Raw genomic sequence first — 15,244 nt, forward strand, 5'->3', positions numbered from 1 at the left:
CTGGAGGGTATAACACATGATCATCGAAATTAAAGTTCCTACGGTAGGAGAATCAATCAGCGAAGTGACCATTGCAAAATGGCTGAAGAAAGACGGCGATTTTGTTCAGCAAGACGAAGTATTGTGCGAAATGGAATCAGAGAAGGCCACGTTTGAACTGAATGCGGAAAAGCCCGGCGTTTTGAAAATAATGGCGGAAGAAGGCGCCACGTTGAAGATAGGGGATGTAGCCTGCACCATTGATACGGATGCCCAGGGCGCCGCCCCGGCCCCCGCAGCCGCTCCCGCCGCCCAAGCCGCGGAAGCAGCGCCCGAAAAAACGGAAGCCGCCCCCGCAGCCGCCGCGCCTGCCGTGAACAAAGGCACTATAGATATTAAAGTGCCTACCATCGGTGAATCCATCAGTGAAGTAACCCTCATCAAATGGACGAAACAGACCGGTGATTATGTAGAGCGGGATGAAGTGCTCTGCGAGCTGGAGTCTGAAAAGGCCACCTTTGAGCTGAACGCGGAAGAAGCGGGCGTGCTCAAAACCATTGCCAAAGAAGGTGATACCCTCAACATAGGCGACGTAGCCTGCCAGATAGATACCTCCGCCGCCCGCCCTGCCGGTAAAGCGCAACCCGCGCCGCAACCACAGGCCGCTGCGCCCCAAGCCCAGCAACAGGCCCAGCAGGCGCCCGTTACCAGCATCCCCAACGATATTAAAGCAACCCCCGTAGCCGCCGCCGTTATTGCGGACAAAAAAGTAGACCCGGCTACCATCAAAGGTTCCGGCGCACAGGGCAAGATCATGAAAGATGACGTGTTTGCCGCCCTGCAAAACCCCGGCGTAGCCATCGGCCACGAGCTGTTCTCCCGGAACGACCGCCGCGAGAAAATGAGCAACCTCCGCAAAGTGGTATCCCGCAGGCTGGTGGAAGCCAAAAACACTACGGCCATGCTCACTACTTTCAACGAAGTAGACATGACCAACGTGATGGCCATCCGCAGCAAATACAAAGAAACGTTCAAAACACAGCACGGTGTAAACCTTGGTTTCATGAGCTTCTTCACCAAAGCATGCTGCTTTGCCCTGCAGGAGTTCCCGGCTGTAAACGCTTATATTGACGGGGAAGAGATCGTGTACCACGATTATTGCGATGTATCCATTGCCGTATCAGCACCGAAAGGCCTGGTAGTACCGGTGATCCGCAACGCGGAAAGCCTGGGCATGGCGGATATTGAGAAAAAGGTGCTGGAACTGGCTACCAAGGCCAGAGACAATAAATTGTCCATGGAAGAAATGACCGGCGGTACTTTCACCATTACCAACGGCGGCGTATTCGGTTCTCTCATGAGCACGCCCATCATCAACATTCCGCAGTCTGCTATTCTCGGCATGCACAAAATACAGGAGCGCCCCATGGCCGTGAACGGCCAGGTAGTGATCCGCCCCATGATGTACGTGGCCCTCAGCTACGACCACCGCATTATTGACGGCCGCGAGTCTGTGAGCTTCCTGGTACGTGTGAAAGAAATGCTGGAAAACCCTGAGCAGCTGCTCTTTGGTAAAGACCCGCTGAAAGCGTTGTTGAAATTGTAATTATTTGTAACTGATATCGTCATAAACCGTTCCGCTATGCCGGGGCGGTTTTTTTTATTTATGGTGTGCCCTGCTTTGCCTGTTTCGGGAACCGCATTTCCTGTCCCATTTGCCTGGCCACCAGGTCAAAGCCGGAGCTGGTTTTATCGAACCGCAAATACATCGGCATCTCCGTTAGTACAAAATTGCCTGGAGCAGTGAAATGCGCTTGCATGGGTGTGCTGCCGTTCAATGCAAGATAGAGCCGGCCGCCGTTGAGCGTCACGTCTATTTTTTGACCCCGGCCGGCGTACTGCCCCGTATATTGCTGCAAAGTATCAGCCGGTATTTGCACGCTTTTCTCCACAACAGGGTCATAAAAGTCATTCCAGCCATAAGTGATGGCAATGCTGCGCATTACTTCGCTCACAATGCCGAAATCATCTGAATTGGTCATCACCACAAAACCGTACCCGCCGTCAAGACTGCCGTAGTAGGTGCATTTAAACCCTTCGTTGCCGCCGTTATGACTGAAGTATTTATTGCCATTGGTGAGAAATACGCCCAGCGCCGCTTCGTTCATAAAAGGTGTGAGCCGTGTTTTGGTGGTGGTCGGTGTCAGCACTTTGGAGGATTTACCGGCGTAGGAAAGTTGTGTTTCAATTATGTAGCGGGCCAGGTCTGTAGGGGTGGTCCACAGCCCGGCAGCGGCCATTTCTGGGTATACATGGTATTTGCCTTCTACCGGTTTGCCATTCTGCCGGTAGGCCGTGGCCAGCAGATTTTTTTTGGCGGCAGGTGCGGGCTGGGTAAAGAAGCTGCTTGTCATACCCATAGGGTCTAACACCTCGCGCTGCAGGAACTGGTCATACGGCATGCCCGTTACGGTAGTGAGTATCAACTGCGTAACAGTGGTGCCGCCGCCGGAATACTGCACTTTTTTACCCGGCGCAAATGCAGGTTTTACTTCTTTGGTATTGGCAGGCGGTACGCCTCGCAATATCTGCTCCACCGCTGGCAGTGTATCTGTTATGGCATACCCCGGGAAGCCATGTATGGTAAGCCCTGCTGTATGGCTTAGCAGGTGGGCCAGCGTTATTTTCCCTGAATCTTCGGAAGGATGCCAGGTTTTGAGATACCGGTTGATGTCTTCGTCGAGGCGCAGCTTGCCTTGTTGCACCAGCTTCAAAATGGCCACCCCGTTCAGTGATTTGCTGATGGAAGCCGCCTGGAAGAGTGTTTGCGAAGTAACTGGCCTTTTTCCCTCTATATCGGCAAAGCCATACCCGCGGGCCCAATGTACCTTGTAGTCTTTTATGACCGCTATGCTCACACCGGGCAGCTTGTTGGCCTGCAATCTTTCCTGCAGGTTCCAGCGGGTGGGTGGTTCGTTTTCAAAAGTGACCCAGCTGGCCAGGTTGTTTTCCACCTGGCGGATGGTGTCTTCAACAGTCTGGCCTTTTACCAACAGGGGCAGGCATAGCAAAAGAAGGATCTTGAACGGGGATATCATACAGCAAGGTTATAACATATAAGTTACGCAGAAATCCTGGCCCGGAGAAGGGCCCGGCGGCTAGGATTTTCTGGAAAATATCACTACTATTGTCTGAAGGGCAGATGTCATACGGAGATGTCTATAATGAACGAGGCGTTATTTACCGCAACATACGAGCAATACTGGTCCAGATTATACAGTATATGTTATTTTACGATAGGATCGAGAGAGGCCGCGGAAGACACGGTGACGGAAATATTTCTTTCACTGTGGAAGAACCGCGACCATGCTGTTATTGATAATATGGAACACTACCTGGTGCGGGCAGCAAAAAATCTCTCCCTTAAATACCTGGTCAGGCAACGAAAAATGGATGCGGCCTTGCTGCGGATGGTAGATACCTTGCAGGGCCAGGATCTTTATGATGCTTCAGACCACCCGCTGAAAGTGAAGGAAATTACCGCCGCTGCCCGGGAAGCGCTGGCCCTGCTGCCGGAAAAGACCCGCCAGATATTTCTGCTTAACCGGGAAGAAGGGCTCACCTATCAACAGATCGCAAAACATACCGGCCTTTCCGTGAAGGCTGTGGAATACCATATCTCCAAAGCGCTCCGGGCGCTTAGCCGCAGCATGCTGATCACGCTGCTGGAATTCATCCGCCAAACTTCCTGAAAAAAAATCTACATCTCTTTTAGGGTACCTGGTCCGAAAAGGAACTTGTTAGTAGGACCCGTCCGGAAATTACCATGAACAGAATAAAAACGCTGATCGACAAGTTTAGCCGTGGAGAGTGTACACCCATGGAGCTGGAAGAGGTGGCCCGATGGCTGCAGGATGGGCAGGCGGAAGATGTTCCGCCCGCAGCAGGCAACCGCGAAGCGATCTGGCAAAAAATTGAGCGCCGCCGCCGGCCGCCGCTGCTTATGCGGCTGGCGCGCTGGGCGCCCGCCGCTGCGGTATTGCTGGGCCTTATTGTCCTTTACTGGCTTTGGAAGCCGGCCGTACAGGAAAGAACGGTGCGTGCCGCCGCGGCGCAAAGCATAAAGGTGGTGCTGCCAGACAGCTCTGTAGCTTTCCTGCGGGGCCCGGCAGTACTCCGTTACCCGGCGGAATTCGAGCATGGCAAGCGGGTGGTATGCCTGGAAGGGGCGGCAACGTTTGAAGTTAAAAGCAGTCCCGGCCACCTGTTCACCGTTGTCAGCGGGAAAGTAAGCACCACAGCGATGGGTACTTCGTTTGAAGTAATAGCCCCGGCGGGCAGCGACTCGGTGAATGTGATGCTGCGCTACGGTAAAGTGGTGGTGGCGCGGGATCGGGACAGCGTTTACCTGCGGCCCGGGGAGGGCTTGCATTACACCGGCGCGCACAGAACAGTGCGGCGGCTTGAGCCGGGCAGCTCCCGGAACGGGGTGCTGTATTTCCAGGAAGCCGGCCTGAAAGAAGTGATGGGCAAACTTGCGGCCCACTACGGTCTCCACGTAACGGCGGATACCGCACTCTATAACCGCCCATGGCGCATAAACGGCGAGTTTACCGGGAAAGATGCGGCATTCGTTACACGGTCTATCGCCTTCATCGCAGACGTGTCTTACCGGCTGGAAGGGGATTCGCTCCGGTTTGTACCAGTTGCGCAGCAACCATGATACACAATATAGCATACATGTCATGACATCGTAAAGCCATCATCTTGCCTTTTGTTAACCTGCGGCGGTACGGATGTGCCGCGGGGAATCGTATTGCCCATATTAAAGTATACGTCCAAAGTCAACTATGTAGAAACATGCAACATGTTCCACCACGTAACACAAGAAAAACGGCATCCCGGCTGTTGCGGCTATTGCTGCTGCTAGCCATGTTGCCCCTGTCTGTTCTGGCGCATTCCCAGGAACTGGATACACGTAAGGTGTACCTGACACTATCTTATGAGCAACTCACCCTGAGCCGCGTGTTTGCCGAAATAGAAAAACAGGCGCAGGTCCGCTTCTTGTATGATGCGGCCATGTGTAATGCTGAGCAGACAGTTAAGCTACATGTGAAAAATGAGTCGCTGTTTAGCCTGCTGAACTACCTAAGGGAAGCCACCGGCCTGGAGTTCCGGCAAGCCGACCGGTATTTTTCGGTGCGGCCGGTAAAAAAGAAGCCGCTAAATACCGCTCCGGTTGCATCCGCGGCCGCTGTTGTAGCGGACAATGTTATCAGCGGCAAGGTGACAGACGCGGCTGACATTCCGCTCATAGGCGTAAGCGTGCAATTAAAAGGCACCACTACAGGCGTTGTTACGGACAATGAAGGGAAATACCGCATTACGGCGCCTGCAAATGCCGTGCTGGTCTTTTCTTATGTGGGTTATGAAAAACAGGAGATCGAACTTTCCGGCGAAACAACGGTGAACATTATGATGAAAACCAACGCTGGCGGGTTGGACGAAGTAGTGGTAGTGGGCTACAGCAAGCAGAAGAAGATATCCATTGTAGGATCGCTGGTGACGGTAACGGGCGATGAGCTGAAACAAAGCCCGGCCTCTAATTTATCTAACGCCCTGGCCGGTCGCCTTCCAGGCCTGATAGCCATGCAGAACAGCGGTGCGCCGGGGGCGGATCATTCCCGCATCCTGATCCGTGGATATTCCACCTCGGGAGATAATACACCGCTCATCCTGATAGACGGGGTGGAGCGGAGCATGAACAATATTGATGTGCAGGAAATCGAATCCATTACGGTGTTGAAAGATGCTTCCGCAACAGCTCAGTACGGTATACGCGGTGCCAACGGCGTGGTAGTGGTAACCACCCGCCGCGGCAAGGCCGGGCCGCCGAAAGTAGACTTCAATGCCAACTACGCCGTTAACCAGGCTACGCAGCTCCCCAGGTTCCTGGGCAGCTATGACCACGCATTGTTATATAACGAAGCGCTGGCCAACGACGGGAAGGCGCCGCAGTATAACGAAGAGGTATTGCAAAAGTTCAGGGACGGATCAGACCCCATAAAATATCCCAATACGGATTGGGTAGGCCTGCTCTTCCGGGAAACCTCCCCCACACAGCGTTATAACCTGAATGTGAATGGAGGGAATGACAAGGTGAAATACTTTGTATCTGCCGCTTATCTCAACCAGCAGGGCATTTTGCGGAAGTACAGCAATCCGGATTACGATACGAGGGACGTGTTCCGGCGCTGGAACTTCCGGTCTAACATCGACATTGCGTTGTCGAAGGACTTTAACATCGCCGTAGACCTTGCGGGCATGATCACCAGCAAACATGCGCCAACGGCAGGAGTGGAGGCAGACATGCTCCGCCAGGTGTACTGGTACCAGCCTTCCTACCTCGCCCTCCTGCCAGACGGCAAAATTGCGCAGCCCGGCGCACATACGCAAAACCCCATCGGAGATCTCAGTCGCACAGGGTATACGGAAACATTTGACGGCACCGCGCAAGGTACCGTGCGGGCGGTCCGGAAGCTGGATTTCATTACTCAAGGGCTCAGCACCGGCCTCAACTATTCTTTTGACCGGGCCTTCACCTATCAAATGAACCGTACGCAGGGGTACGGCATGTACGTATGGGACGAAGCCACGCAGTCTTCAAGACTGTCTATCGGGAACGACACCAACCTGGAGCCCATCACCGAATATTCCAGCTCGCCCAACTATGCGCTGAACTTCGAATATTTTTTTAACTACCAGCGCCAGTTCCGCAAGCACAATGTATCAGGTATGGTGCTCTATAACCAGCGGAAAAGGGTGATACAAGGTTCCCAATACGGCAAACCGTTCATGGTGCAAGGCGTGATGGGCCGGTTTACCTACAACTATCACAACAAATATTTTCTTGACCTCAACGGCCGGTACGACGGGTCTGAGAATTTCCCCGAAGGTTCCCGTTTCGGATTTTTTCCGTCTGTAGCTGCGGGCTGGGTATTGACCAGCGAGCCGTTTATGCAGCAGGTTACCTTCATGAACTACCTCAAGCTGCGCGCTTCTTACGGCGTGGTGGGCAACGACCAGATCGGCGGACGGCGTTTTCTCTGGCAGAGCATTTACCAGCAAGGCACCGGGTATAACTTCGGGCAAAACGGAGAAGTAGTGCAAACAGGCCTTACCGAAGGTTCTGTAGGCACACCTGACGTAACCTGGGAAAAACACAAGATATTCAACGGCGGCCTGGAAGCCCGGTTCTTCCGGGATAAGCTGGCCGTTAACCTCGACGTTTTTGCCAAAAATGTAACAGACATCCTGATTACGCCCGGCACTATTGTGGGTATCTACGGCGGCCCGCTGCCCGCTATCAACATGGGAGAGACCCAAAGCCACGGCTTTGAGCTGGAGGTGATGCACAACAACGAGGTGAACAAGAACTGGGGATACTATCTCAAAGGAAATATCAACTTCACCAAAAGCCAGATCGTTTTCGCAGACGAGCCGCCGCGGCTTTACCCCTGGCTGAGGCGCACCGGCCATCCCATCAACCAGTATTTTGGTTATAAAGCGCTGGGCTTTTTCAACGACCAGCGCGATATTGACAACAGCGCCAGGCAATTTGGCCAGGTGATACCCGGAGATATCAAGTATGCAGATCTGAATGAAGACGGTGTGATAGACCCGAACGACCAAGCGTCCATAGCCGGCACGGATATTCCCACCCATACGCTGGGCGCATCTTTTGGTGTGCATTACAGGCAGTTCGACTTCAGTGTCCTCTTTCAGGGCGCATTAGGGGCCTTTACGCTGATGGAAGGATTTGCCGCGTACGAATTTTTCAGCAACGGCAAAGTAACAGAAAAACATCTTGGCCGGTGGACGCCGCAAACCGCAGCAACCGCCACCTACCCTGCGCTGCACGCTACTCTGAACACGAACAATACGGTGGTGTCTGATTTCTGGTTGAAACGTACAGACTACGTGCGCCTCAAGAACTTCGAGATAGGGTACAACATGCCGAAGTACCTTGTTAACCGCCTGAAGCTGCAAGGTGTGCGTTTCTACGTTAACGGGCAAAACCTGTGGACGCATATGAAGGGGATGAAAGATTTCCAGTTTGACCCGGAAGCCCCTTCCGGCAACGGTACTTTTTACCCACAGCAAAAGATCTACAACTTCGGTGCAACAGTGAGCTTTTAATGTCTGATCTCAAAGAAAACATCATGAACAAAATAAACGCGTATCTTCTCCTGCTGGCCTGTCTTACAGGGGCGCTGTCCTGCAAAAAGGTGCTGGACCAGGCCCCCCAGCTGGATTATGACGAAACCAAGGTTTTCGGGGACATCGATCTTACCAACCGGTTCCTGACGGATGTATATGCCTTTACATTCACTAAACCTGGCAACTTTATGGATATCGGCAACTCCACTACCGGTGCGGCCACGGATGAGCTTGACCAGTCTTTTGGCGGTACGCCGGTAGAAAAATACCAGAACGGGTCCTGGAGCCCAAGTGATAACCCGGACGATGTCTGGAACTATACTTACCAGACCATCCGTAAATGTAATCTGCTGCTGCAGAAGATAGACCAGGTGCCGAACAAGCATGAGGGGCTTACTACGCAAACAGATCTGACCCCTAAACGGATCAAGGGCGAAGCTTTTTTTCTCCGGGCCTGGAACTATTTTGAGCTGTTTAAGCGATACGGAAGGGTACCCCTCATCAGCCTGCCGCTGGGCGCGGATTCTGAAGAGCTGCGCAGTGCGCCCCGCGCCTCAGTGGATGAAGTAGTGCAGTTCATCCTGAAAGACCTGGACAGCTGTTATGCCAATCCTGAGATACCACTGGTATGGTTCGGCGCCGATCCCAACAACCCTTCCCGGGAAATGAACCGAGGTAATATAGGCCGCGCTACCAAGTCGCTCGTAAAGGCGTTGAAATCCCGGCTGCTGCTGTATTATGCAAGCCCGCTCCATAACCCGGCCAACGATGCGTCACGCTGGAAAGATGCGGCGGATATCTCGAAGTCCCTTATTGACGACGGCAAGTACAAACTGTTTTCGTCCTATCAGAATATATTTCTGTTCACCGACAACCAGGAGGTGATCCTTTCCAGCAACAGGCCGGCTTTTTCCGAAGCCATTGCAGACCCGGCCGGTATGGGCTGGGGTGGTACCAATCCTGCCCAGAATATGGTGGACAAGTACAATATGATCAACGGCAAGGAAATTCATGAAGCCGGGAGCGGGTACAACCCGCAGGAGCCATATAAAGACCGGGACCCGCGTTTTTACGCTTCTATCAACTACCATGGCGCCGTGCACAAGAACGTTACGCTGAACATGCTCCCGGGTGGCAACCAGGATCCCGCTATTGGCGGAGACTGGAGTAAAACCGGGTACTATATGCGTAAATTCCAGAACGCGAACAACCAGAGCGGCGTATTGCGCTTCTTCCCCATCATCCGCCTGGCGGAGATCTACCTGAACTACGCAGAGGCGCTGAACGAATTTCAGGGGCCTGTACCGGATGTTCACGCCATGATGAACGCCATCAGGCGGAGGGCCGGTATTACGCAAGACCTGCCCGCAGGCCTCAGCAGAGATCAGATGAGGGAGCGCATCCATAACGAGCGCGCCGTGGAGCTGGCGTTCGAGAAACATCGTTTCTGGGATGCCCGCCGCTGGAAGAAGGGCCCGGAAATACTGGGCTCGGACATCTTCGGCGTACGCGTTACAAAAAATGCGGCAGGTACGCTGGTATTCAGCTATATCAAGATAGAATCCCGCGCGTTCAGTGACAAGATGTACCTCTTTCCCGTACCGCAGTCCGAAATAGACAAGAACCCAGGTGTGCTTAAACAAAACGAAGAGTGGCAACCATGATACAATATCTGATAATGATGGCCGGCCTTTTGCAGCAGTCCCCAGGCCCAGGCCCGGCGCAGCCTGAAATGCCCAAATACATGTGGTTTGACGCCGAAGCAAATTTTTCTCGTTTCTCCAGCAAAGATTCCATAGCGTATTACCTTGATAAAACAAAGGCTGCCGGCTTTAACCAGGTGGTAGTAGATGTACGCCCCATTTATGGGGACGTGCTGTATAAAAAGACCCGCAGCATGCAGCAACTGAGGCAGATCGGGAAGATAAGGCGCACTGGTAAGTGGGACTATTTGCAGGTATTTATCCGTGAGGCGCGAAAACGGAACCTGAAAGTAAGTGTTTCTACCGCCATTTTTCCCGCAGGCCGCCCGGAAACCAGCGAAGGGCCTGCCTTTCGTGACAAACGCTTTGCCGGCAAAACAACCGTGGAGCACACTCCCGGCGGTATGAAAGACATCCGGGAAGATACCCGCAAAGTAGCCGCATTTCTGAACCCGCTGATGCCGGAAGTGCAGGAGTACGCGCTGAACTTTATCAGGGAGATCGTAAGCGGGTATGACATAGACGGGTATGTGCTGGATTATTGCCGATTTGCGGATGTGGAGAATGATTTCTCACCTTACACCCGGCAGCGGTTTGAACAGCACATCGGCAAAAAAATAGAGCGTTTCCCGGAAGATATTTTCTCTTGGGAAACACATAACGGGAAAGCCGTACGGAAAGACGGACCGTATGCCAAAGCCTGGTTTGCGTTCAGGGCCGGTATTATCCATGATTTTATTGCGCGCGCTAAAAAAGAGATCAAGGCCATTCAACCAGACGTGCAGCTGGAATATTGGGCCGCATCCTGGTACGGCCATCTATACAGCAATGGCCAAAACTGGGCCAGCAACACGTATGACGCTACGGCAGAATACTCCTGGGCTTCTCCCGCTTATAATAAAGCCGGTTTTGCAGGGGAGCTGGATGTGTTCATGAACGGTACCTATCTGGAAAAGACGTATGGCATGGATGACCCTGAATCTATAGAGTTCGGGCTGGCAAGAGGGAAACGCCTGATCAACGGTGCATGTAAAATGTACGGCAGCCTGTATGCCCTGAACCATAAAGACATTGAAGACCAGATATACGTTTGTATGACCCAGAGCGAAGGCCTCGTGATGTTCGATATTGTGCAGGTAATCGAATTTAACCTGTGGGGCCGCTTAAAGGCCGGTATAGACCGTGCGGAGAAGGAACTATCTGGAAAGCAGGATAGGCACGAACTGTAAGACAAGGGATGCCAGGCGAAAGATTGGAACTGGAGGGCTCCAATTCTTTCCGACGGCATCCCTATCTTTGCGCACATGACACGCTGGGAAAATTACATGAATGCAGCTGAAAAGGTGATAACAGGGTACGATGGCTCGCTGCCGCTGCATCACTACCTGAAAACCTTTTTCAAGGCCCATCCCCACATGGGCAGCAGAGACAGGAAATGGGTGCAGCAACTGGTATATCAGTATTATCGCCTGGGGTGCTGGCAAAAAGAGCGGCCGGTGCAGGAGCGTATTCTGCTAGGCGCCTTTCTCAGCTCGCAAGGGCCGGATGAACTGCTGGCTTTTTTCAACCAGGAGTGGAACCAGCAAGCCGCCGCTACGCTAGAACAAAAGCTGGCATTGACAGGTATAGCGTGGGACGCGAAAGCCGCATTCCCTTTTCTGGACCACCTTTCCGCGGGTATAGACGGTGAAGCTTTCACCCGTTCCCACCTGCAGCAGCCGCATCTGTTCATTCGCGCAAGGCCCGGTAAAAAGGCCGCCATATTGCGTTTGCTGGACGCGGCAGGTGTCCCGGCACAACAAATAGCGGAACATACACTGGCGTTGCCTAACGGCACCAAAACAGACAGCATTATCGCAGACAAAAGCTGGTACGAAGTGCAGGACCTTTCTTCGCAGGAAACAGGCCTGCGTTTCCAACCAAAGGCCGGAGAGCATTGGTGGGACTGCTGCGCAGCCAGCGGCGGCAAGTCTATCCTGCTTTTCGATAAAGAACCCAACATTCATCTCTTTGCCAGCGACGTTCGCGCCAGCATTCTGGAAAACCTGAAAAAACGGTTTGCGGAAGCCGGCCTGAAGAATTATTCCTCCAAAGTGCTAGACCTCACTTCCCACGCGTTACGCGCGCAGATGCCGCGTACCCGTTTTGCCGGCATCATCCTGGATGCGCCTTGCAGCGGCTCCGGCACCTGGGGCAGAACGCCGGAGAATATCTGTTATTTCAAAGAAGCGCAGATAGCTGAGTACGCCATGCTGCAAAAAAACATTGCCGCCAATGTAACGCCATTCCTGCAACCCGGTGGCACGCTTGTGTATATTACCTGCTCGGTGTTCCGGGAAGAGAATGAAGAGGCGGTGGAATTTCTTCGGGGCCATTGCGGGCTGGAGATAGCGGAGAGCGGGGTGATCAGCGGGTATGAACGCGGGGCGGATACGATGTTTGTGGCGGTGGGGAGGAAAATAAAAACGATTGAGGCATGACATGTACACCGTTAAACCGTAATTTAATGATATGAACATTGATAAATCTGTAAAAAAGGCCATAGATAGCGACTGGCTGAATGAATTCCCACAATGGTCGTCATATGGCGTAAACAGATACTACAAGATCATTGGTCCGGTTTTGGCGGGAGTTGAGTTGATAAGATTACGAGGCGGGGATGAGTACAGGCCACATTTTACAATTTATCCCTTGTGGAAAAAGGATATAAATGATTGTTTTAACTATCCCATTGTGATGTACGAATTCCACAATGAAAGGAATCTTCAATTCTCAATAAAATATCTAAGACACGCTGTTTATTTTGAGGAGATGGTAAAAAACGTAAAGGCACAGATACCCGGAATACTAGAGGGCAATATTCAACTAAATGCGGTACTTAACTTTTTTGATGAGTATGCAAGAACGCCGCCACTAAGCGCGGCATTGAATTCATTTTTGCAGGCAGAACTTAAGGCAGATAAACTTGCCATTGCATTATATATAAGTCAGGAAGAAGCTCGCAAGGTTTTTTTTGACATAACACAACAGGACTGGGATCTTCAGCATTTTAAAGCCTGTGGCATTGATATCAACAAATGGCTGCATGAGCTTCAAGACCGAATCAATAATCGTGAGGCATTTCTCCGGCAAATCATCACAAACACCAATCACAAGAAGCTGGTAAAACTGAAACGGTCGGAACTAATACTATAGTACCACTCACTTTTTTTCTTTCATCAACGCGTCAATCAACACCTGCTGTTTCTCCAACTTTTTGTTCAATTCAATGATATACAGCGTCAGCTCCTCAATCTTCTTCATCTGTTGCCGCTGCATCTCCCCAACGTCAACACCTTTTTCCGCCACTTCCCCTGCGGATGGAATTTCCGGCAGCCGTTTATTGGCCCTGATGTACCGTTCCACATCCGCCAGGGCAGGCAATTGATAGGTGGAATCGAATACGTAATCCGGCCAGTTGTTGTAATTCTTTACAATTGCTTTCGTAAAAATTGCGGAGCCATTCACGGCCAGTTGGTGGCCTTTGGTGTCCGTAGTACCAATACCAACATTACCATTACTGTTCCAAATGCCATTTGCCGGCATGAATACATTACCGGAAAAGCGGTTTTCATAAGGCACCTGGACAACGGCCGTAGCGCCCGCGGTCAGTGCTTCATCCACAACCGTCCAGCCGGAGAAGTTGGCCGGCGTTTCGCCGGTGCCGTTTCCTGAGAACACCCTGATGGAAAACCGTTGAAAATACCCACGGTCATCCAGCATAATCACCACCTTCCCGCCTTCATTAGCCAGGTAAATAGGAGGGGCATAAGCCCCAAAAGAGGAGGCTTTGTAGGCATAAAATCCGTCAAACCAGGTATGGTAAGTCAATAATATGCCTATGGGAGATGCGGAAGTGTAGTTAAACCCCTCTATGATGATTGTAGGTTGCTGGTTACCGTTCTCTACCGGCAAATTCGTTTTGATCTTGACGGCGTTTGTTGGTGTTACCTGACTGTAGTGGTTGTATACTTCATTGAAAAACTGTTGAGCATTCACTTCAAAAAAACATAGCATGAGCGGGATCAGGATGATTTTTTTCATGGTAAGGGTGGGTTTTACGAATGGAATATATAAAAAAAAAAGGCCAATCATTACAATTGGCCTTCATCTATCAAAAAAAGATATCATCTCCTGATAATCCCCCCTGCAATCACATCATCCCCCTCATAGAAAACAGCACTCTGCCCAGGGGCAATCCCTTTCACCTGCTCATAAAAATGCACTTTTACCTGTCCGTCCGCACTGTTGTACACATTGGCGAGGGCGCCTTTGTCTTTATACCGGATCTTCACGGTAGATTCAAAGCCTTCCGGCATATGGTCATATTTCACATAGTTGAGGCCGCCCACGTTCATTTCGCTGCGGTTCAGCTCATGTTCGTCTCCCAGCACCACGGTATTGGTTTCGGGGATGATCTCGGTCACGAAGATGGGCCTGCCAAGGGCAATTTCAAGGCCTTTGCGTTGGCCGATGGTATAGAAGGGGTAACCTTTGTGCTTGCCTACAATAGTGCCGTCTGCCAGCACAAAATTGCCGCCGTTCACTCTTTCTTCCAGGCCGTCTACCTTGCGTTTCAGGAAACCGCGGTAGTCGTTGTCAGGCACAAAGCAGATCTCGTAGCTTTCCGCCTTTTTGGCCAGTTCGGGGTAGCCGAAGTCAAGCGCCATCTGGCGGATCTCCGTTTTCCGGTAGGTGCCCAGGGGCAGCAGGGTGCGTTTCACCACGTCCTGGTCAAGCCCCCAGAGCACGTAGCTCTGGTCTTTGGTCTCATCAAGGCCCTTGCTGATCACCCCACGGCCGTTTTCCATGCGCAGGCGCGCATAGTGGCCGGTGGCAATGAACTCGCAGTCCATGGCGTCTGCCCGCTTCATCAGCGCGCGCCATTTGATGTGCGTATTGCACAGCACGCAAGGGTTGGGCGTGCGGCCGGCTATATATTCGTCTACAAAATTGTTGATCACAAAATCGCCGAATTCCTCCCGTATATCCAGTATGAAATGCGGAAAACCATGATGCACGGCGGCCGCGCGGGCATCGTTGAAAGAGTCCAGGTTACAGCAGCCGGTCTCCTTTTTGGAAGGGCCCGCACTCGCGTAATCCCAGGTCTTCATGGTGATGCCCACCACTTCATACCCCTGCTCATGCAGCATGAGGGCAGTAACCGTACTGTCAATGCCCCCGCTCATGGCTACCAACACTTTTCCATGCTTGCTCATCAGTTCATTGAATTAAGGATGCAAAATTACTGAAATCCCCGTAAATCGGGGTATTGACCCCATAGATACTCGTAATAGGGTCAT

General features: G+C 52.1%; 11 protein-coding genes and 1 pseudogene. 9 read left to right on the forward strand and 3 right to left on the reverse strand.

Annotated features, from left to right (window positions below; translation table 11 throughout):
* Positions 1 to 16 precede the first annotated feature (16 nt).
* Positions 17 to 229: pseudogene (locus ABDW36_RS07960) on the forward strand (biotin/lipoyl-containing protein); the annotation flags it as partial.
* A gap of 138 nt (positions 230 to 367) precedes the next feature.
* Complete coding sequence (gene odhB / locus ABDW36_RS07965) at positions 368 to 1,585, forward strand: 2-oxoglutarate dehydrogenase complex dihydrolipoyllysine-residue succinyltransferase (RefSeq protein WP_343701705.1); 1,218 nt, start codon at positions 368 to 370, stop codon at positions 1,583 to 1,585.
* 58 nt (positions 1,586 to 1,643) lie between these two features.
* On the opposite strand, the gene ABDW36_RS07970 is transcribed toward odhB, so the two are convergent.
* Positions 1,644 to 3,077 (reverse strand): serine hydrolase, encoded by a 1,434-nt coding sequence (locus tag ABDW36_RS07970; RefSeq protein ID WP_343701352.1) that lies wholly within the window; start codon positions 3,075 to 3,077, stop codon positions 1,644 to 1,646.
* A 126-nt stretch (positions 3,078 to 3,203) separates the two neighbouring features.
* Between ABDW36_RS07970 and ABDW36_RS07975 the strand changes: the two genes are divergently transcribed.
* The 7 genes from ABDW36_RS07975 to ABDW36_RS08005 all read left to right on the forward strand — a co-directional run bounded on the left by ABDW36_RS07975 (position 3,204) and on the right by ABDW36_RS08005 (position 13,097).
* Positions 3,204 to 3,731 carry an RNA polymerase sigma-70 factor gene (locus ABDW36_RS07975; RefSeq protein WP_343701353.1) on the forward strand — a complete coding sequence of 176 codons (528 nt, stop codon included), beginning with the start codon at positions 3,204 to 3,206 and terminating at the stop codon, positions 3,729 to 3,731.
* Between the two features lie 74 nt (positions 3,732 to 3,805).
* Positions 3,806 to 4,702 (forward strand): FecR domain-containing protein, encoded by an 897-nt coding sequence (locus tag ABDW36_RS07980; protein ID WP_343701354.1) that lies wholly within the window; start codon positions 3,806 to 3,808, stop codon positions 4,700 to 4,702.
* A 137-nt stretch (positions 4,703 to 4,839) separates the two neighbouring features.
* A complete protein-coding gene (locus tag ABDW36_RS07985) occupies positions 4,840 to 8,178 on the forward strand; it encodes a TonB-dependent receptor (RefSeq protein WP_343701355.1) in 3,339 nt (1,112 codons plus the stop codon).
* Between the two features lie 23 nt (positions 8,179 to 8,201).
* The gene (locus ABDW36_RS07990) at positions 8,202 to 9,863 is read left to right on the forward strand and encodes a RagB/SusD family nutrient uptake outer membrane protein (protein WP_343701356.1); all 1,662 of its coding nucleotides are present in this window, start codon (positions 8,202 to 8,204) and stop codon (positions 9,861 to 9,863) included.
* On the forward strand, positions 9,860 to 11,131 hold the full coding sequence (locus ABDW36_RS07995; RefSeq protein WP_343701357.1) for a family 10 glycosylhydrolase: 1,272 nt from the start codon (positions 9,860 to 9,862) through the stop codon (positions 11,129 to 11,131). Before ABDW36_RS07990 ends, ABDW36_RS07995 begins: the two co-directional genes overlap by 4 nt.
* A 75-nt stretch (positions 11,132 to 11,206) precedes the next feature.
* Positions 11,207 to 12,382 (forward strand): Fmu (Sun) domain-containing protein, encoded by a 1,176-nt coding sequence (locus ABDW36_RS08000; RefSeq protein WP_343701358.1) that lies wholly within the window; start codon positions 11,207 to 11,209, stop codon positions 12,380 to 12,382.
* Between the two features lie 31 nt (positions 12,383 to 12,413).
* Positions 12,414 to 13,097, forward strand: coding sequence for a hypothetical protein (locus ABDW36_RS08005; protein WP_343701359.1), 684 nt, complete (start codon positions 12,414 to 12,416; stop codon positions 13,095 to 13,097).
* A gap of 6 nt (positions 13,098 to 13,103) precedes the next feature.
* Here ABDW36_RS08005 and ABDW36_RS08010 read toward each other — a convergent pair whose 3' ends face one another.
* Complete coding sequence (locus ABDW36_RS08010; protein WP_343701360.1) at positions 13,104 to 13,985, reverse strand: hypothetical protein; 882 nt, start codon at positions 13,983 to 13,985, stop codon at positions 13,104 to 13,106.
* An 83-nt stretch (positions 13,986 to 14,068) separates the two neighbouring features.
* Positions 14,069 to 15,160, reverse strand: coding sequence for a tRNA 2-thiouridine(34) synthase MnmA (gene mnmA, locus ABDW36_RS08015; RefSeq protein ID WP_343701361.1), 1,092 nt, complete (start codon positions 15,158 to 15,160; stop codon positions 14,069 to 14,071).
* Positions 15,161 to 15,244: the final 84 nt, after the last annotated feature.

Origin of the sequence: Chitinophaga sp. (assembly GCF_039596455.1) — a bacterium.
Classification (GTDB): Bacteria; Bacteroidota; Bacteroidia; order Chitinophagales; family Chitinophagaceae; genus Chitinophaga.